Origin of the sequence: Pseudorhodoferax sp., from assembly GCF_047601025.1 — a bacterium.
Classification (GTDB): domain Bacteria; phylum Pseudomonadota; class Gammaproteobacteria; order Burkholderiales; family Burkholderiaceae_C; genus Pseudorhodoferax.
Genome location: NZ_JASGJZ010000001.1, coordinates 5,276,702 through 5,294,062, shown reverse-complemented (window position 1 = coordinate 5,294,062; position 17,361 = coordinate 5,276,702). Strand labels below are relative to the sequence as shown.

Sequence of the window (17,361 nt, the reverse complement as noted above, 5' to 3'; positions counted from 1 at the left end):
CACCGTGCGACCTTCGGCGTCCGGCGAGGTGAACGACCAGCGGTCGATCGTGCCGCTGGAGGGAAAGCGCGTCGTGCGTCATGCTGTCCGCCGTGCTGCGGTGGAACGCTCCCGTCAATGCCGTGCAGCAGGCCGAAGTCTCGGCGGCCGTCGGCGAACCCGGGATGGACGCCAGCGAGGCGCTGCGCCAGTTGATCGAGTTTCTCGGCATGCCACGTTCGCTTTCGGCGATCGGCATCAGGCAGGATCAGTTTCCAGCCATTGCCGAGCAAGCCATGGGCACGGCGTGGGTGCCCTGCAATCCGCGCCGGATCTCGGGCCCGTCCGAGATCGAGCAGATCTTGAAGCTCGCTGCATAGATCGATCGGACGGGCGGGCGGCGCATCGCCCTGTTGGGAAAGGCCCGCGAAGTCGCGCATCCACGCTTCGTGGCGCGCAGTTCGGCGCTGGATTCCCGAAGAGCATTCCTGGCGGTGTGGCGGGTCCGGCGCGCGCCGGGGTTGCCGGCGGCGAAGCTGCCGTCCCGCATCGGGCCTGATGCTTGCGCGAAGGCATTTCTTCGCAGTGTCCGAAACGCTGCTTCGAAAAACCCCAGTTGAATCGGGCGCTGCACGCTCCTACGCTTGGCCGACGGTTCGCCCACGGAGGCTGGCCCGGACCCGTTCCTCAATTCCATGGAGACACAATGTTCAAGAAAGCAATCACCTGTCTGGCCGGCGGCGCGCTGCTGGCGGCGGCGGGCGCGGTCCATGCCTTTCCCGACAAGCCCATCACCATCATCGTTCCCTTCAGTGCCGGCTCCGGCACGGACGTGAACGCGCGCGATTTCGCACAGGCCCTGGCAGGGCAGGTGAAGCAGCCCGTCGTGGTCGAGAACCGCCTCGGCGCGGAGGGACTGATCGCCGCGAACGCCTTGCTGAACGCCCCGGCCGACGGGCACACGCTGATTTTCACCAGCAGCTCGCTGTCGGTGCTCGATCCCCTGATGAAGAAGAACCTGCCCTACGATCCCGCGCGGGACTTCGCGCCGGTGTGTGGCGTGGCGCGGATCCCCGTCGTGCTGGCCGTGCCGGCGTCGAGTTCCTTCAAGACGGCGGGTGAGGTGGTCGCCGCCGCCAAGGCGCAGCCCGGCAAGTTCAGCTTCGCGCACAGCAGCGCCGCGTTGCGCCTGTCCGGCGAGCTTTTCACCCAGACCGCCGACATCAAGATGCTGAGCGTTCCCTACAAGTCGACCGTGACGGCGCTCACGGACCTGGCTGGCGGCCAGGTCGACACGATGCACATCGACATGGCCGGCGGCCTGCCGTTCTTCCAGAGCGGCAAGATCCGGCCGCTGCTCATCGCCGGCGAGCAGCGCAACAAGGTGCTGCCCGACGTGCCTTCCGCGGCCGAGGCAGGCCTGCCGGACTACCGGCTGCTGCCGTGGTTCGGCGTGTTCGCGTCGGCCAAGACGCCGCCGGCCGTGCTCCAGCAGGTGCGCGAGGCGGCCGAACAGGCCTTGAGGAAACCGGAGATCACGGGGGCTCTGGAGCGGCGCGGCCTGGATCCTTTCCATCTGTGCGGCGAGGCGCTGGGCAAGTACCAGCAGGACGACATCGCGCTGTCCCGGCAGGTCGTGAACAAGGCCGGCATCGTGCCCCAGTGAGAGGCGGCCGGTGGTGGGCTCATGCGTCCACCACCCACTGCAGCAGCGCGTAGGGCGGGTCGGCGTCGGGGTGCTGCTCGAATCGCCCCCGGACCCTGGTGCCGATGTCCACGCGCTGGCGCGGATCTCCCAGCAGGTTGCCGACCATGCGCACGTTCCCGGCGCCCGGAAGCTCCACGACGACGACGAGATAGGGCACGTGGCCCTGCACCGCGCGGTGGGTCGCGTGCCAGACGCGCGTCCAGCTGTAGATCACGCCCGTGGGCTCGACTTGCTGCCAGCCGGGCGAGAAGGCGTGGCAGGCATGGCAGATCCATTCCGGACCCCATTGGAAGGTGCCGCAGGCCTCGCAGCGCTGCACCAGCAGCTGGCCGGCGCGCAGGCCTTCCCAGAACGGCGCGCTGAGTCCGTCCGGCTCGGGCACGGGAATGGGAAGGCCTTCCGGGAGGTAGCTGGCTTCGTGTGTCACAGCGTGCTCTGCGCTCCGTAGACGATGGTGCTGACCGGCGTGACCATCGGGCCGGCCGCCACCAGCGCGACTTCGGCGTCCGCCACCTGGTTGGGCGACTGGCCGCGGATCTGGCGCACGGCTTCCAGGTGCAGTTCCATGCCGTGCATGTAGCACTCCGCGAGGTTGCCGCCGCTGGTGTTCAGCGGCAGCTTGCCGCGGCCCGCGATCAGGTTGTCGGGCACGAGGAATTCATTGGCCTCTTCGGGGGCGAAGAAGCCATGCTCGGCCAGGCTCATGAGCACGCCGCCGGTGAAGTTCTCGTAGCACTGCACGACGTCCACGTCCGCCGGGCCAATTCCCGCCATGGCGTACAGGTGCGGCGCGACGCTGCCGAAATGCGCGCTGCCGTAGCTGGGTCCGTTGGCGGCCGCGGCGGCCGCGCGGTAGGGCCCCCCGGCCGCGGCACCCAGCACGTAGGCGGGCGGATGGCGCTGCTGCCGCGCGCGCTCGGCACTGACGAGGACGATGGCGGCGGCGCCGTCGTTCTCCATGCAGCAGTCGTACAGGTGGTGCGGCTCCATGATCCAGCGCGAGGCGTCGTAGGTGGCGGCGTCCAGCGGCTTGCCGTACATCACGGCGCGCGGATTGGACTGGGCGTGGTGGTAGGACGCCAGCGCGATGGCGCGCAGGGCCTCCTGGCGTACGCCGTGCTCGTGCATGAAGCGCATGGCTTTCATGGAGTAGCGCTGCCCGGGCGTCATGGCGCCGTAGGGCATCTGGTAGGCCATGTCCCCGGATACGGTGCGCTCCGTGGCGCCGATGCGGCCGTAGCGCAGGAACTGTCCCTGCGCCAGGCCGCGGAACACCACCACGCAGTCGGCCATGCCGGTGGCCACCGCCGCCGCCGCGTTGGCCACGGCCGCGGAGCCGCCGCCACCGCCGCCGCCCCACTGGAGGTTCGAGAAGCGCAGTTCCCGGATGCCGAGGGCGGCCGCCAGCCGCGGCGGCGCGGCGCGCTCGTCGTGGAACGAAGAAAAGCCGTCGATCTCGCGCGGGTCGATGCCCGCATCGGCGCATGCCGCCAGGATGGCCCGCAGCGTGAGCTTGAATTCCGGCTCGGGGGCCTGGCCGTGCCGGTAGTAGGTCGTCTCCCCGATGCCGACCACCGCAGCCTTGCCACGCAGCGTTCTTGCCTGCCTGGACACTGCAGTGTCCGTGCCGGGCGGGTGCTGCGCGGTGCTCTTCATCGCGTTTCCTCTTGGAGCAGGGAGTCTGTCGTCCCATCGTGGCCTGTCGCCGCCATCCCTGTCCAGGCGGTGGCGCGGTCGTTCCGTACTTCGGGGATGCCGGCGTTCGTCGCACCCGGGGGCATCCAGGATGCGGTCTGGATCTCGTGGCGCGTGCATGCCTCGGCAGGGAAGCGTCGCCGTGGCCTCGGCCTGTTCGCGCGTTCGTCCGACCAGCGGCGCCGGGCCCCGACGTGGCCTGCCCGGCAGGAATCGAACCTGCGACCCACAGCTTAGAAGGCTGTTGCTCTATCCGACTGAGCTACGGGCAGTGCTGTGCTGGCGCCGTTCCTTGTGGCAGCGTTCGGCTGCGCTTGCGGAGCGCTCCGCAAGTTCCAACTTGGCGGAAGGCCGCGATCATAGCGTCGTCACCTCGCCGCCGGTGCGCGGTGGCGGTGCGTGCGTTCAGTCCGTCCAGGCGCCGCGGATGGGCCGGCCGAAGTGGGCCAGGACGGCGATTAGGCAGATCTCGATGGACACCGACCAGTAGATGTGCCCGAGGATCTCGCTCCACAGCTCGTAGCCGTTGAGGTTCCACAGCCAGCCCGGGGCACCGCTGGCGTAGACCGGGTTCCGGAAGCCCAGCAGCGGGATCAGGAAGCCGTGCATGACCACCGTGATGACCAGGCCGAAGGCTGCGCCGTACCACAGGCGCACGCGCGGCCAGCAGGCCGATGCAAGCACGTACACGAAGGCGAAGGCGAAGCTGAACAGCCAGTGGTAGAGCGTGACCGCACCGGCGACCTTCACGCCCTGGTACATGTAGTCCAGCGAATGCGAGTTGATGCCCAGCCACCCCAGCCAGGCATCGATGTGAGCGCCCGGTGGCGAGACCTCGCCCGGCACGCGCGGCGGCATGTTGACCTCGGAGCCCCATTTGACGAGCGAGCTGATGAAGCCCCCGACGAGGGTGCCCCAGATCAGGACCTGGCGATCGACCTTGTTGTTCAGCATGTACCGTTTCCTCCCTGAAAAAGCCCTTGCCCGCCAAGGGCCGGCCTGCGATTGAACCCGAGTCGTCCGACGGCGCGGTGACATGGCCGCAATGGCCATGCTGGCGACGCGTCCGGCCGCGACGAGGAGGACGCGCAGCGCGGGTGTTTCGCACCACTTCGCGACGGACATTTGACATCCGCCGCCGCCGGCCCCTAGACTTGCGCCCGCTCCGGGGTGCACGTATGGCGTGCTGAGATGGCGGACCTGACCGCCGGAACCGCGAACTTGATCTGGTTAGTACCAGCGTAAGAAGAGCTGCAGTGCCGAGAGGACTGCGCGCAACCGCCCAAGGGCGGGCGCGTGCTTGCATTCTCCCGGCGCGATGCGGAGCAATCCATCCACCCCGAGGAGATTGCCCGCATGAATGCCCCCGACCGCGCCGCCCCGTTCGCCGAGCTGCTGGCGCTGACGCGCGAACCCTTTCCCGCCTCCCGCAAGGTCTATCTCGAAGGTTCGCGCGCCGACCTGCGCGTGCCGCTGCGCGAGGTGCTGCTGACCAACGGCGAGCGCATCCACCTGTACGACACCTCCGGCCCCTACACCGATCCGGCCGCCGCGATCGACGTGCGCCGCGGCCTGCCGGCGCTGCGCGCGCCCTGGCTGGACGGCCGCGGCGACACCGAGTCCTACGAGGGCCGCGTGCGCCAGGCCCTGGACGACGGCGGCAAGGACGACGCGCGGCTGGCCGCGCTGCGCGCCGAGGCCGCCGCGCTGCAGCGCCGGCCGCGCCGCGCCCGGGCGGGCGCCAACGTGACGCAGATGCACTACGCGCGCCGCGGCATCGTGACGCCCGAGATGGAGTTCGTCGCGCTGCGCGAGAACGGCCGGCGCGAGTGGATGGCCGAGTACCTGGCCGACGCCGGCCGCGAGCGCCGCCTGGCCGGCAACCCGCTCGGGGCGGCGCTGCCCAAGGGCCCGATCACGCCCGAGTTCGTGCGCGACGAGGTGGCGCGCGGGCGCGCCATCATCCCGGCCAACATCAACCACCCGGAGGTCGAGCCGATGGCCATCGGCCGCAACTTCCTGGTCAAGATCAACGCCAACATCGGCAACTCGGCCGTCACCTCCAGCATCGAGGAGGAGGTCGAGAAGCTGGTCTGGGCGATCCGCTGGGGCGCGGACAACGTGATGGACCTCAGCACCGGCCGCAACATCCACACCACGCGCGACTGGATCGTGCGCAACAGCCCGGTGCCGATCGGCACGGTGCCGATCTACCAGGCGCTGGAGAAGGTCGGCGGCGTGGCCGAGGACCTGACCTGGGCGATCTTCCGCGACACGCTCATCGAGCAGGCTGAGCAGGGCGTGGACTACTTCACCATCCACGCCGGCCTGCGCCTGCCGTTCATCCACCTGACGGCGGACCGCATGACCGGCATCGTCTCGCGCGGCGGCTCGATCATGGCCAAGTGGTGCATCGCCCACCACCAGGAGAGCTTCCTCTACACGCACTTCGAGGAGATCTGCGAGATCATGAAGGCCTACGACGTGAGCTTCTCGCTCGGCGACGGCCTGCGCCCCGGCTGCGCGGCCGACGCCAACGACGAGGCCCAGTTCGCCGAGCTGCGCACGCTGGGCGAGCTGACGCAGCTGGCCTGGAAGCACGACGTGCAGACCATGATCGAAGGCCCCGGCCACGTGCCCATGCACATGGTGCAGGCCAACATGGACGAACAGCTGAAGCACTGCCACGAGGCGCCGTTCTACACGCTGGGCCCGCTGACGATCGACATCGCGCCGGGCTACGACCACATCGCCTCGGCCATCGGCGCGGCCATGATCGGCTGGATGGGCACGGCCATGCTGTGCTACGTGACGCCCAAGGAACACCTGGGACTGCCGGACCGCGAGGACGTCAAGCAGGGCATCATCGCCTACAAGATCGCCGCGCACGCGGCCGACGTGGCCAAGGGCCACCCGGGGGCGCGGGCGCGCGACGACGCGCTCTCCAAGGCGCGCTTCGAGTTCCGCTGGGCCGACCAGTTCAACCTCGGCCTGGACCCGGACACGGCGCGCGAGTTCCACGACGAGACGCTGCCCAAGGACGCCAGCAAGGTCGCGCATTTCTGCTCCATGTGCGGACCCAAGTTCTGCTCGATGAAGATCACGCAGGAGGTGCGGGCCTATGCGTCGCAGGGCATGGCGGCCAAGTCGGCGGAGTTCAAGGCGGCCGGCGGCGACCTGTACGTCCCGATCGCGAGGGCCTGACATGCGCATCGGCATTGCCGGCGCCGGCCTGCTGGGCCGGCTGCTGGCCTGGCAGCTGGCACGGCGCGGCGCGCGCGTGGCGGTGTTCGACGCCGCGCCGGGTCCGGCCCCGCAGTGGGATGCGCGCGGCCCGGCCGCGTTCAGCGCGGCCGGCATGCTCAGCCCGCTGGCCGAGCGCGACCATGCCGACGCGCGGGTCGCGGCGCTGGGCTGGCGCTCGATCCCGCTGTGGCAGGGCATCGTCGAGGCGCTGGCGCCGCCGCGGCGACCCGGCGGCGAGCAGCGTCTTCCGGGTGGGGCGGACGGCCGCGGGGTGTTCTTCGCGGCGCGCGGCAGCCTGCTGCTGGCGCACCGCGCCGACTTCGGCAGCGCGCAGCGCGTGCTGGCGCGGCTGGCCGGCGACCCGCACGCCGCGCCGCAGCCGCTGGACGCCGCCGCGCTGGCGCGACTGGAGCCGGCGCTGCCGCCGCCCGCGCACGCCTGGCTGCTGCCCGGCGAGGGCCAGATCGACCCGCTGGCCGCCATGGCGGCGCTGCAGGCGCAGGCCGAGGGCGTGCAGTGGCACTGGGGCCGTGCCGTCGCGCAGGCGCTGCCCGGCCAGCTGCGGTTCGCCGATGGCGCGCGGCAGGACTTCGACTGGGCGATCGACGTGCGCGGCCTGGGCGCGCAGGACGCGCTGCCGCTGCGCGGCGTGCGCGGCGAGACGGCCTGGCTGCACGCGCCCGGCCACGGCCTGACGCGGCCGCTGCGGCTGCTGCACGCGCGCCACCGCGTCTACCTGGTGCCGCGGCCGGACGACCTGGTGTTCGTCGGCGCCACCGAGATCGAGAGCGAGGACCGCTCGCCGGTCTCGCTGAAGAGCGCCGTCGAGCTGATGAGTGCCGCGCACAGCGTGCTGCCGGTGCTGGCCGAGGCCCGCATCCTGCGGCTGGACCGGCATCTGCGCCCGGCGCTGCCGGACCATCTGCCGCGCATCGCGCAGGAGGATGGCCTGCTGCGCATCAACGGTCTGTTCCGCCACGGCTGGCTGATGGCGCCGGCGCTGGTGGAAGACGCGCTGGCGCTGCTGCCGCTGGAGGAGCCGGCATGAACGAGGCGGCACTGCCGATCCAGCTCGACGGCCGCCCGCACGCGGTGCCCGCCGGCAGCACGCTGGCCGAGCTCGTGGCCGCGCTGGGCCACGCACCCGGTGCCGTGGCGACGGCCGTCAACGGCGAGTTCGTCGCGCGTGGCCTGCGCGACCGCCCGCTGCGCGAGGGCGATGCCGTCGTGCTGTTCCAACCCATCGTCGGAGGATGAATCCATGACCGCGGACGATTGCTGGCAGGTCGCCGGTACCGAACTCGCGAGCCGCCTGCTGCTCGGCACGGCCGGCTATCCCTCGCCCCAGGTGCTGGCCGAGGCCATCGCCGCCGCCGAGACCCAGGTCGTGACCGTGGGCCTGCGGCGCGCGCTGGCTGCCGGCGGCGACAACGGCTTCGTCGCCATCGTGCGCGAGGCCGTGCAGCGCCGGCGCGCGCGCCTGCTGCCCAACACCGCCGGCTGCCGCACCGCGCGCGAGGCCGTGCAGCTGGCCTGCATGGCGCGCGAGCTGTACGACACGCCCTGGCTCAAGCTCGAGGTCGTTGGCGACGAGCACACGCTGCAGCCCGATCCGTTCGAGCTGCTGCAGGCCGCGCAGCAGCTGGTGCGCGAAGGCTTCGTGGTCTGGCCCTACTGCACGGACGACCTGGTGCTGTGCCGCCGCCTGCTCGATGCCGGCTGCCCGGTGCTGATGCCCTGGGGCGCGCCGATCGGCTCGGGCCAGGGCCTGCTGAACCCGTTCGCGTTGCGCACGCTGCGCGAGCGGCTGCCGGGTGCCACGCTGATCGTCGACGCCGGCATCGGCGCGCCTTCGCACGCGGCGCAGGCACTGGAATTGGGCTTCGACGCGGTGCTGCTGAACTCCGCCGTGGCCCAGGCGCGCGACCCGGTCGCGATGGCCGGCGCCTTCCGCGACGCGGTGCGCGCCGGCCGTGCGGCCTGGCGCGCCGGCGTGATGGCGCGCCAGGACTTCGCCGTGCCGAGCACGCCGGTGGGCGGCGAGCCGCTGCTGGTCGGAGGTGCGCCATGAACGTGGTCTGGAGCATCGCCGGGACCGACAGCAGCGGCGGCGCCGGCCTGGCCGCCGACCAGCGCGCGATCGACGCGTTCCCCGACACGCATTTCTGCGGCGTGGTGGCGGCCGTCACGGCGCAGAACTCGCGCGCCGTGACGCAGGTCGCGCCCATGCCGGTGGCGCTGATCGACACCCAGCTGCAGGCGCTGGCCGACGACATGCCGGCGGACGCGCTGAAGACCGGCCTGCTGTGCGACGCCGGCCAGATGCGCAGCGTGGCCGCCTGGACGCGCCGGCTGCGCGAGCGCCGGCCCGGCTTGCCGCTGGTGGTGGACCCGGTGCTGGGCGCCAGCAGCGGCGCCACCTTCGCCGACGACGCGGCGGTGCAGGCCTACCGCACGCACCTGTTGCCGCTGGCCACGCTGATCACGCCGAACCGGCGCGAGGCCGCGCGGCTGCTGGGCCGCCCGGCGCTGCGGCGCGAGGAGCTGCCCGAGGCGGCCGAGGCGCTGCGCGCGCTGGGCCCCGAGGCCGTGTGCATCACCGGCGGCGATCCGGCGGACGCCGGTGCCGACGAGCAATCCCTGGCGCTGGACTGGCTGGACAGCCCGCACGCGCGCGGCTGGCTGGCGCTGCCGCGCCTGGGCTCCGGCAACACGCATGCCACGGGCTGCACCTTCGCCAGCAGCGCCGCGGCGGCGCTGGCGCGCGGCTTCGTCGCGGCCGACGCGGCGGTGCTGGCCAAGATGGCGGCCACGCACGCGCTGCGCCACGGCCATGCGGCCGGCCGCGGGCCGGGCCAGGTGCTGGCGCGACCGGGTTTCCATGCCGATCCCGCGCTGCTGCCGTGCCTGAGCTTCGGCGACCAGCCGGTGTTTGCGCCGGAGCGCGCCGCGCCGGGCGGCGCGCCGGGCCTGTACGCCATCGTCGACAGCGCCGCGCGCGTGCAGGCGGTGCTGGCCGCCGGCGTCCGCACCGTGCAGCTGCGCATCAAGCAGCCGGCCGGGGCCGACGCCGGCTGGTACCGGCAACTGGAGGAGGCGGTGCGCGCTGCCAGCGCGGCCTGCCGCACGGCCGGCGCCCGGCTGTTCGTCAACGACCACTGGCAGCTGGCCATGGCCTGCGGCGCGCACGGCGTCCACCTGGGCCAGAGCGACCTGCAGGCGCTGGCCGAGGACGAGCGCGCCGCGCTGGCCACCAGCGGGCTGGCGCTGGGCGTCAGCTCGCACAGCCTGTGGGAACTGGCGCGTGCGCGCGGCCTGGCGCCGGCCTACATCGCCTGCGGCCCGGTCTGGCCCACGCTGACCAAGGCCATGCCCTGGCGGCCGCAGGGGCTGGACAATCTGCGCTGGTGGGTGGCCATGGCCGGCGCGCCGGTGGTGGCCATCGGCGGCATCCTGGAGCCGCGGCAGATCACGCAGGCGGCCGAGGCCGGCGCCGACGGCGTGTGCGTGGTGCGCATGCTGGGCGCGCAGCCGGGCGAGACGGTGCCGGCGATGCAGGAAGCGCTGGCGCGGGCCGTGCCCCGGCCGCAGCCCGATCGCGCATCCCTCGGCTGGCCGCGGCCCAGCCTGCCGGTGCCGTGGTCGGCACGACCGCTGGAAGCGGCAGCCGGGTGATGTCGACAACAAGGAAAAGCAAGTGCTGGTACGGGGAGGCGGCCGTTTTCGGCAATGGCGGAGCAGCTCCGGATGGATGCGTCGCACAGTCGATCAATTCCAGGGGGCGGCCAGCATTTGCCTGTGTTCCGGCCAGTCGACTGCCGTTTCTGGGATGACCGCGGGGCGGCGCCTGCCGGCGCGCACCGCAGCGCCGGCAGCGCGGTCGCGCCGCCGTCCGGCCAGTTCTTGCGTCGCGGGTGGCCGGCCCGGTGCGGCCGGGCGCCGGGGCTCCGGCGTCAGCGCTCGGCTTCCACGATGCGCATCAGCGCCTCGCGGTCGCGCACGATCAGGCCGGCCGGCTCGATGCGGATGGCCTGTTCGCGCTCCATGGTCTTGAGTTCCTGGTTCACGCGCTGGCGCGAGGCGCCGAGCAACTGGGCCAGTTCCTCCTGCGCCAGCTGCAGGCTGATGCGGATCTCGGCGCCGTTGTCCAGGCTGGGCACGCCGTAGCTGCGCACCAGGTGCAGCAGCTGCTTGGCCAGCCGCGCGCGCAGCGGCAGCGTGTTGAGGTCTTCCACCAGGCCGAGCAGCAGCCGGATGCGGCGCCCCTGCAGCCACATCAGCGCCTCGTACAGCTCGGTGTGCGCGGCCAGGATCTTGCGGAAGTCCGCCCGCGCGACGCAGACCATGGTGGTCGCGCCATGGGCGTAGACGTCGTGCGTGCGGCGGTCGCTGTCGAAGAAGGCGGTGTCGCCGAACCAGATGCCGGGCTCCACGTAGGTCAGCGTGATCTGCTTGCCCGACAGCGAGGTGGAACTGACGCGCACCGCGCCCTTGGCGCAGGCGACCCATTCCTCCGCCACGTCGCCGCGCGCGGCGATCAGTTCGCCGTCCTTGTACCGCCTGACGTAGGCGCAGCGCAGGATGTCGTGCCGCAGCGAGGGGGAGAGGGACGAGAACCAGCGTCCGGCGTTGATCGCCTCGCGCTCGTCGATGGTCAGGATGGGCTCGTCCATGGCCGTCGCGCGGGCGTGCCTAGGCTTGCGGGGCCGGCGGGCGCGCGAGGAAGTCGGCCAGGGCGGCGCCGGCGTCCGGGTGGTGCAGGTTGGTCACGAAGAGGTCGCGCTCGCGCGCGAGCTGCTGCGGCAGCGTCGCGCCGGCGGCTTCGGCCAGCAGTTCCTTGCAGCCGGCCAGCGCCTGCGGGGCGCGGGTGTTCAGCTCCCCGGCGAGCGCGAGGGCCTGGGCCAGCGCGGTGCCCGGCGCGCACAGGCGGTTGACCACGCCCAGCAGGTGCAGGCGCTCCGCCGGCAGCCGGGTGCCCTGCATCAGCAGCTCGGCCGCGAGCTGGCGGGGCAAGGCGCGCGCCAGCTGCCAGCTGGCGCCGGCGTCCGGCGTCAGGCCCAGGCGGCTGCAGGCCATGGCGAACCGGGCGTCGCGTGCGGCCACGATGAAGTCGCAGGCCAGCGCCAGCGCGAAGCCGGCATCGGCGGCAACGCCCTCGACGGCCGCGATGACCGGCTTCGGGAAGCTGTGGATCGACTCGATCCAGCTGTGCAGGCTCTCGGTCAGCGCGACCTGGTGCGCCGCGCTTTCGCGCCGGCTGGCCTGCAGCTTCCGCGGATCGTGGCCCAGGCTGAACAGCGGCGCGGCGCCGGCGATGACCACGCTGGCCACCTCGGCGCTGGAGCCGGCCACGTTCAGCGCCTCGATGCCGGCGGCGCACAGATCGGGTCCCAGCGCGTTGTGGCGCTCCGGGTGCGACAGCGTCAGCACCAGCGTGGCGCCTTCGCGGGTGCTGAGCAGGGCGGCAGGCATGGCGCGGCGGGCCGGTTCAGCCTTCTTCCTGCAGCAGGCTCAGGCCGATCGCGCCGCGCCGGCGCAGCCAGGGGCTGGGGCGGTAGCGCGGGTCGCCGTAGACGGTCTGCAGGTTGAACAGCACTTCCAGCACGTTGGTCGGCCCGTAGCGGTCGCCCATGGCCAGCGGCCCGAGCGGGTAGCCCAGGCCCAGCGTGACGGCCAGTTCCAGGTCGCGCGGCGAGCAGATGCGCTGCTGGCAGATGTCGGCCGCGATGTTGACGACGGTGGCCACCACCCGCTGCGTGACGAAGCCGCCGCTGTCGCGGATCACGCTGACCGGCTTGCCGTCGCGCGCGAACAGCGCGTGCGCGGCATCGCGCATGTCCGTGCGCGTGGCCGGGTTGGTGGCCAGCACGCGCCGGCGGGTGGCGCCGTCGTCGATCAGCAGGTCGATGCCGACGGTGCGGGCCGGGTCCAGCCGCTCGACCACGGCGACGGTGGTGACGTCGAAGCCCAGCGGCGCCACCAGCGCCAGCGCCTCCATCGATGGCGACTGGCCGGTCTCGATGCGCGCGCCCAGCTTCTTGAGCAGCCGCAGCAGCTCGGCCCGGCGCGCGGCGCGGGTGGACACCCAGACCGGCGGCAGCTGCGCGACCTGCGGCACCGGCGGCTCGGGCGGCATCTCGGCCACGCCGCCGGCGTAGCGGTAGAAGCCTTCGCCGACCTTGCGGCCGTAGACGCCGCCGGCCACGCGCTGCGCAGCCAGCGCGCTGGGCCGGTAGCGCGGTTCCTCGTAGTACTGGCGGTAGATCGACTCCATGACCGGATGGGAGACGTCCAGCCCGGTCAGGTCCATCAGCTCGAACGGGCCGAGCTTGAAGCCGGCCTGGTCCTTCAGGATGCGGTCGATCGTGGCGAAGTCGGCCACGCCCTCGCCGACGATGCGCAGCGCCTCGGTGCCGTAGCCGCGGCCGGCGTGGTTGACGATGAAGCCCGGCGTGTCGGCGGCCTGCACCGGCGTGTGGCCCATCGCCTGCGCGTACTGCATGAGCCCGGCGCAGACGGCCGGGTCGGTCTTCAGGCCGGCGACGACCTCGACCACCTTCATCAGCGGCACCGGGTTGAAGAAGTGGTAGCCGGCCAGGCGCCCGGGGCGCTGGAGCGCGGCGCCGATCGCGGTGATCGACAGCGAGGACGTGTTGCTGGCCAGCACGGCGTCGGCGCGCACGATGGCTTCCAGTTCCGCGAACAGCCGCTGCTTGACGTCCAGCCGCTCGACCACCGCCTCGATCACCAGGTCGCAGTCGGCCAGATCGGACAGCGTGTCGGCCAGGACCAACGCGGCGCGCTGGCGTTCCCGCTGCGCTGCGTCCAGCCGGCCCTTCTCGTGCAGCCTGTCCCATTGCGCGAAAACGGCCTCGCGGGCTCCGGCGGCGGCCTGCGGCTGCAGGTCGTGCAGTTTGACCGTGCTCCCGGCCTGTGCTGCAATTTGCGCGATTCCTCGGCCCATGGCGCCGGCTCCGACGATGCCGACGACGCGATATGCTTTGACCATCGGTCGATTATTACCTGCGGATCAGCATGCTATGGTGCGCCAATGACGCGTAGAAAGACACCGTGAAACTCGGCAACAAGCTGGTGGGCCTGGTGCTGTTGGGGGCAGCGGCAGGCAGTTCTGCAATGACGCTGGGCCGCGCACGTGGCAACGTGGTGCTGGGCCAGCCCTTGAGCCTCGCGATCGAGATCGGCGTCAACGCCGCGGACGAGGCGTCCTCGCAATGTTTCCGCGCCAAGGTGTTCCATGGCGACCGGGCGATCGACCCGGGCCGCGTGCGCGTGGTGGTGCAGCCGCCCGATGGCGGCTCCGGCAGCGCGGTGCTGCGGCTGCGCTCCAGCGCGGTGGTCGACGAGCCGGTGGTCGGCGTGGTGCTGCAGGCCTTGTGCGGCACCGGCGGCACGCGGCGCTACGACTTCCTTCCCGAGTTCCCGGCCGACCTGGTGGCCGCGCAGGCCCCGGCGGCTGTTGCGCCGGTACCACCGGTGCCGGCGCCGTCCGCTGCACCGGCTGCGCCACCCGTCGCGGCGCGGACTGCACCGGCGCCCGTCCCCGCGCCGCCGGCTGCGGCCGTGCCGCGCAAGGCGGCGCCCGTGGCGGTCCGCACCGCGCCTGCGAAGGCGGAACGCCAGGCGCCCCCCAGGGCCGTGGCGCGTGCGAAAGCGCCGGCAGCCGAGTCACCTGCCGCGCTTGGAGCCGCCGGCATCGCCGATGCCGGCGGCACGCCGCGGCTGACGCTGGACGCACCGCTCGCCCGCCAGGCCGGTTTGCAGCCCAGTCCGGCGCTGCCCGGCGCACCGGCCGACCCGGCCGCGGCCGCGCGCGAGGAGGCGGCCGCGCTGTGGCGCGCAATGCAGCTGACGCCCGAGGAGATCGTGCGCGAGTGGAAGCGGATGGACGCGCTGGTGGCCCAGGCCGCGGCGCGCGCCGCCCAGTCGGCGCAGCCCGGCGCGGCGGAGCGCGAACTGCGCGCGCGCCTCGAAGCGGCCGAGCGCCGCCTCGACGAGTCCGAGCGCGGCCGCGTCGACATCCTGCTGCTGTACGGCCTGCTGGCGCTGCTGCTGCTGGCCATCGGCCTGGCCGCGTACTTCTGGCAGCGTGCGCGCAACGCGGCGCTGGCAGCGCACTGGAGCGTCCAACCGACCGCGCCGTCCGCGCCGGTGCCGCTGGAGACCGGGCGCGACGCGCCGTTCACCTTCAAGCCGGCGGCCGTGGCCAGGTCCTCGATGGCCGACGAGTTTTTCGACAGCGAGCCGGCGTCCGCCATGGGCGCCGCCAAGCCCTCGGTGCAGGACGGTCGTGCCGGCAGCAGCACCGTGTTCGCGCAGAGCGCGCGGCCAATACCGGCGCCGGCCATCGTCTCGCGGCCGGTGCGGCCGGACGAGTTCTTCGACGTGCACCAGCACGCCGAGTTCTTCATTTCGCTGGGCCAGTACGAGCAGGCGGTCGAGGTGCTGGAGCAGCATCTGCGCGAACACGACGACATGAGCCCGCTGGGCCTCCTGGAATTGCTCGGGCTGCACCACCGGCTCGGACGGCAGGACGGCTACAACGCCGTGCGCAAGCGCTTCGAGGCGCGCTTCAATGCCCACCTGCCGAGCTTCGCGGCCTTCCACGACGAAGGGCTGGGCTTGGAAGAGTACCCGGCCACGCTGCTCAGCATCGAGACGGCGTGGGGCGAGGCGCGCGTGCTGGACACGATCGAAGCCAATCTGCTGCGCCATCCCGGCGATGCCAGCCGGCCTCTGGATCTGGCGGCGTACCGCGACCTGCTGCTGCTGTACGGTGTTGCCCAGGCCATCGCCATGCCGGCCGGCCAGGAGCGGACGCCGTCGAGCTTCGGCGGGCTGGGCGTGGGCGAGCCGGTGGCGCACGCGCAGCCGGCGCGGCCGGAACCACCGCCGGTGCCGGTGCCCGCCTTGCCGGAACTGGACCTCGAACTGGATCTGGTGCCGGAGTCCGGCCCGACGCCGCTGCGGCACGGCACCGACCACGACACGATGGCCAGCGTGCCGCTGGACCTGGACCTGTCGGACTTCGACGACCTGTCGGCGTCCGCGCCGTCGCCGCTGGCTTCGGTCGACATCGACCTGGCGCAACTCGACCTGGATGCCGTCCCGGCTTCCGCACCCGTCGCGGCGCCTCCGCCGGCCAAGCCCGAACTGGACAGCGGGATGATCGCGTTCGACCTGTTCGATCCCACCACCGAGGCGCAGATCGCGCCGAAGTCCACGCGCGGCTCCAGCCTGTAGGCTGGTGGCTGGTGCAGCGTCAGCGCCGGACTTGCAGTGCGCCCGGGTTGACGATGTTGGTCGGCGTGCCGCGGATGTAGTTCACCACGTTGTCGAAGGCCGCGCTGAAGTACATCTCGTAGCTCTGCAGTTCCACGTAGCCGATGTGCGGCGTGCAGATGCAGTTCTCCAGGCGCAGCAGCGCGTGGCCCTGCAGGATGGGTTCGCTCTCGAACACGTCGACGGCCGCCATGCCGGGGCGCCCGCGGTTCAGGCCGGCCAGCAGGGCGTCCGGCTCGATCAGTTCGGCGCGCGCGGTGTTGACCAGTATCGAGGTCGGCTTCATGCGCGACAGATCGTCGAGCCGGACGATGCCGCGCGTCTCCTCGTTCAGGCGCAGGTGCAGCGACAGCACGTCGCTCTCGGCGAACAGTTCGTCCTGCCCGGACGCCACGTGGTGGCCATCGGCCCGCGCCCGCTCGCAGGAGCCGGCGCGGCCCCAGACCAGCACGTGCATGCCGAAGGCGCGGGCGAAGGTACTGACGATCTGGCCGATCCGGCCATAGCCGAAGATGCCCATCGTGCGTCCGCGCAACACCGTGCCCAGCCCGAAGTTCGGTGGCATGGAGGCGGTCTTCATGCCGGACTGCTGCCAGACGCCGTGCTTGAGGTTGCCGATGTATTGCGGCAGCCGGCGCGCAGCGGCCATGACCAGGGCCCAGGTCAGCTCGGCCGGCGCCACCGGCGAGCCCACGCCTTCGGCCACGGCCACGCCGTACTCGGTGCAGGCCGCCACGTCGACGTGCGGGCCGACGCGGCCGGTCTGCGCGACCAGCTTGAGCCGCGGCAGCTTCTCAATCAGGGCGCGGTTCAGGTGCGTGCGTTCGCGGATCAGCACGATGATGTCGGCATCGCGAAGCCGTACGGACAACTGGCCCAGGCCCTTGACGGTGTTGGTGTAGACCTTGGCCGCATAGGGTTCGAGCCTTGCGGCGCAGTCGAGCTTGCGCACCGCGTCCTGGTAGTCGTCGAGGATCACAACGTTCATCCGGGCATTGTGCCTCGCGGCCGCTCGTTGCTCGGCCCCGAAGGGGGCAGGCGCGGGGGGCTTCAGTGCCGCGGTGCCTCGGCTTCCGCAGCGGCCAGGCGGTCCAGTTCGGCGCAGACGTCGGCCATGCGGCCCGAAATGACCATGCGGCCGGCGGCGTTGCGCGCCTGCTGCGGCTCCAGCACGCGCAGCACCCGCAATGGCCGCACGGTGGCGCTGGCAGGACGCCGCGCCGGCCGGCGGCGGCGCAGCCGCGTGGCGAGCCGCCGCGGGCTCCACTCCTCGATCCAGGCTTCGAGCCGTTGCGGCATGGCCTGCACCAGTCGTGCGGCCGCCAGCATTGCGATTCCCATGTCGTACTCCTTCCACGCCAGCGGGTGGATTGGGGCAGGATTGGTTGAACGAGTGCAGCCCCAGGGTGGCCGCGCACCTGCGCAGCCGACGC

General features: G+C 72.2%; 16 protein-coding genes, 1 tRNA gene and 1 riboswitch. Of the genes, 8 read left to right on the top strand and 9 right to left on the bottom strand.

Features of this window, described 5'->3' with window-relative positions; genetic code table 11:
• The first annotated feature begins 80 nt into the window (after positions 1–80).
• Both QM782_RS24400 and QM782_RS24395 read left to right on the top strand, forming a co-directional pair.
• Positions 81–359, top strand: a complete 279-nt coding sequence (locus QM782_RS24400) for an iron-containing alcohol dehydrogenase (protein WP_415205451.1) — start codon at positions 81–83, stop codon at positions 357–359.
• A gap of 182 nt (positions 360–541) precedes the next feature.
• Entirely contained in the window at positions 542–1,645 is a 1,104-nt protein-coding gene (locus QM782_RS24395) for a Bug family tripartite tricarboxylate transporter substrate binding protein (RefSeq protein ID WP_415205450.1), read from the top strand.
• A 19-nt stretch (positions 1,646–1,664) separates the two neighbouring features.
• On the opposite strand, the gene QM782_RS24390 is transcribed toward QM782_RS24395, so the two are convergent.
• The 4 genes from QM782_RS24390 to QM782_RS24375 all read right to left on the bottom strand — a co-directional run bounded on the left by QM782_RS24390 (position 1,665) and on the right by QM782_RS24375 (position 4,336).
• Positions 1,665–2,069 carry a Zn-ribbon domain-containing OB-fold protein gene (locus tag QM782_RS24390; protein ID WP_415205449.1) on the bottom strand — a complete coding sequence of 135 codons (405 nt, stop codon included), beginning with the start codon at positions 2,067–2,069 and terminating at the stop codon, positions 1,665–1,667.
• Between the two features lie 41 nt (positions 2,070–2,110).
• Positions 2,111–3,343 carry a thiolase C-terminal domain-containing protein gene (locus tag QM782_RS24385; RefSeq protein WP_415205448.1) on the bottom strand — a complete coding sequence of 411 codons (1,233 nt, stop codon included), beginning with the start codon at positions 3,341–3,343 and terminating at the stop codon, positions 2,111–2,113.
• A gap of 234 nt (positions 3,344–3,577) precedes the next feature.
• Positions 3,578–3,654 (bottom strand) — tRNA-Arg (locus QM782_RS24380).
• A gap of 133 nt (positions 3,655–3,787) precedes the next feature.
• Positions 3,788–4,336: a YagU family protein gene (locus QM782_RS24375; protein WP_415205447.1), complete on the bottom strand. Its 549-nt coding sequence runs from the start codon at positions 4,334–4,336 to the stop codon at positions 3,788–3,790.
• A gap of 202 nt (positions 4,337–4,538) precedes the next feature.
• Positions 4,539–4,647: riboswitch (TPP riboswitch) on the top strand.
• 91 nt (positions 4,648–4,738) lie between these two features.
• Here QM782_RS24375 and thiC point away from each other — a divergent pair.
• Genes thiC through thiD form a run of 5 tightly spaced genes read left to right on the top strand, consistent with a single transcriptional unit; the run spans position 4,739 to position 10,303 of the window.
• Positions 4,739–6,586, top strand: a complete 1,848-nt coding sequence (gene thiC, locus QM782_RS24370; protein WP_415205446.1) for a phosphomethylpyrimidine synthase ThiC — start codon at positions 4,739–4,741, stop codon at positions 6,584–6,586.
• Between the two features lies 1 nt (position 6,587).
• On the top strand, positions 6,588–7,676 hold the full coding sequence (locus QM782_RS24365) for an FAD-dependent oxidoreductase (RefSeq protein WP_415205445.1): 1,089 nt from the start codon (positions 6,588–6,590) through the stop codon (positions 7,674–7,676).
• Complete coding sequence (thiS, locus tag QM782_RS24360; protein WP_415205444.1) at positions 7,673–7,885, top strand: sulfur carrier protein ThiS; 213 nt, start codon at positions 7,673–7,675, stop codon at positions 7,883–7,885. The genes QM782_RS24365 and thiS overlap by 4 nt, the downstream gene beginning before the upstream one ends.
• Positions 7,886–7,889: 4 nt before the next feature.
• Positions 7,890–8,699 carry a thiazole synthase gene (locus tag QM782_RS24355; protein ID WP_415205443.1) on the top strand — a complete coding sequence of 270 codons (810 nt, stop codon included), beginning with the start codon at positions 7,890–7,892 and terminating at the stop codon, positions 8,697–8,699.
• Positions 8,696–10,303, top strand: a complete 1,608-nt coding sequence (gene thiD / locus QM782_RS24350) for a bifunctional hydroxymethylpyrimidine kinase/phosphomethylpyrimidine kinase (protein ID WP_415205442.1) — start codon at positions 8,696–8,698, stop codon at positions 10,301–10,303. The genes QM782_RS24355 and thiD overlap by 4 nt, the downstream gene beginning before the upstream one ends.
• Positions 10,304–10,581: 278 nt before the next feature.
• Here the strand turns inward: thiD and QM782_RS24345 are convergent, their stop codons facing one another.
• The 3 genes from QM782_RS24345 to QM782_RS24335 are packed head-to-tail and all read right to left on the bottom strand — an operon-like array spanning position 10,582 to position 13,637.
• Positions 10,582–11,301: a Crp/Fnr family transcriptional regulator gene (locus QM782_RS24345; RefSeq protein WP_415205441.1), complete on the bottom strand. Its 720-nt coding sequence runs from the start codon at positions 11,299–11,301 to the stop codon at positions 10,582–10,584.
• A gap of 19 nt (positions 11,302–11,320) precedes the next feature.
• Positions 11,321–12,100 carry an oxepin-CoA hydrolase, alternative type gene (locus QM782_RS24340; RefSeq protein WP_415205440.1) on the bottom strand — a complete coding sequence of 260 codons (780 nt, stop codon included), beginning with the start codon at positions 12,098–12,100 and terminating at the stop codon, positions 11,321–11,323.
• 16 nt (positions 12,101–12,116) lie between these two features.
• Positions 12,117–13,637, bottom strand: a complete 1,521-nt coding sequence (locus tag QM782_RS24335) for a 3-hydroxyacyl-CoA dehydrogenase (RefSeq protein ID WP_415205439.1) — start codon at positions 13,635–13,637, stop codon at positions 12,117–12,119.
• 62 nt (positions 13,638–13,699) lie between these two features.
• Between QM782_RS24335 and QM782_RS24330 the strand changes: the two genes are divergently transcribed.
• Complete coding sequence (locus tag QM782_RS24330; RefSeq protein WP_415205438.1) at positions 13,700–15,889, top strand: hypothetical protein; 2,190 nt, start codon at positions 13,700–13,702, stop codon at positions 15,887–15,889.
• A gap of 19 nt (positions 15,890–15,908) precedes the next feature.
• Here the strand turns inward: QM782_RS24330 and QM782_RS24325 are convergent, their stop codons facing one another.
• Both QM782_RS24325 and QM782_RS24320 read right to left on the bottom strand, forming a co-directional pair.
• Positions 15,909–16,916: a D-2-hydroxyacid dehydrogenase family protein gene (locus QM782_RS24325; RefSeq protein ID WP_415205437.1), complete on the bottom strand. Its 1,008-nt coding sequence runs from the start codon at positions 16,914–16,916 to the stop codon at positions 15,909–15,911.
• 62 nt (positions 16,917–16,978) lie between these two features.
• Positions 16,979–17,269 (bottom strand): hypothetical protein, encoded by a 291-nt coding sequence (locus QM782_RS24320; protein ID WP_415205436.1) that lies wholly within the window; start codon positions 17,267–17,269, stop codon positions 16,979–16,981.
• Between the last annotated feature and the right edge of the window lie 92 nt (positions 17,270–17,361).

Coding starts and splice junctions, on each gene's coding strand:
- QM782_RS24365 (WP_415205445.1), top strand. CDS start 6,588: ATGCGCATCGGCATTGCCGGCGCCGGCCTGCTGGGCCGGCTGCTGGCC.
- QM782_RS24375 (WP_415205447.1), bottom strand. CDS start 4,336: ATGCTGAACAACAAGGTCGATCGCCAGGTCCTGATCTGGGGCACCCTC.
- QM782_RS24320 (WP_415205436.1), bottom strand. CDS start 17,269: ATGGGAATCGCAATGCTGGCGGCCGCACGACTGGTGCAGGCCATGCCG.
- QM782_RS24355 (WP_415205443.1), top strand. CDS start 7,890: ATGACCGCGGACGATTGCTGGCAGGTCGCCGGTACCGAACTCGCGAGC.
- QM782_RS24400 (WP_415205451.1), top strand. CDS start 81: ATGCTGTCCGCCGTGCTGCGGTGGAACGCTCCCGTCAATGCCGTGCAG.
- QM782_RS24345 (WP_415205441.1), bottom strand. CDS start 11,301: ATGGACGAGCCCATCCTGACCATCGACGAGCGCGAGGCGATCAACGCC.
- QM782_RS24325 (WP_415205437.1), bottom strand. CDS start 16,916: ATGAACGTTGTGATCCTCGACGACTACCAGGACGCGGTGCGCAAGCTC.
- thiD (WP_415205442.1), top strand. CDS start 8,696: ATGAACGTGGTCTGGAGCATCGCCGGGACCGACAGCAGCGGCGGCGCC.
- thiC (WP_415205446.1), top strand. CDS start 4,739: ATGAATGCCCCCGACCGCGCCGCCCCGTTCGCCGAGCTGCTGGCGCTG.
- QM782_RS24340 (WP_415205440.1), bottom strand. CDS start 12,100: ATGCCTGCCGCCCTGCTCAGCACCCGCGAAGGCGCCACGCTGGTGCTG.
- QM782_RS24335 (WP_415205439.1), bottom strand. CDS start 13,637: ATGGTCAAAGCATATCGCGTCGTCGGCATCGTCGGAGCCGGCGCCATG.
- QM782_RS24385 (WP_415205448.1), bottom strand. CDS start 3,343: ATGAAGAGCACCGCGCAGCACCCGCCCGGCACGGACACTGCAGTGTCC.
- thiS (WP_415205444.1), top strand. CDS start 7,673: ATGAACGAGGCGGCACTGCCGATCCAGCTCGACGGCCGCCCGCACGCG.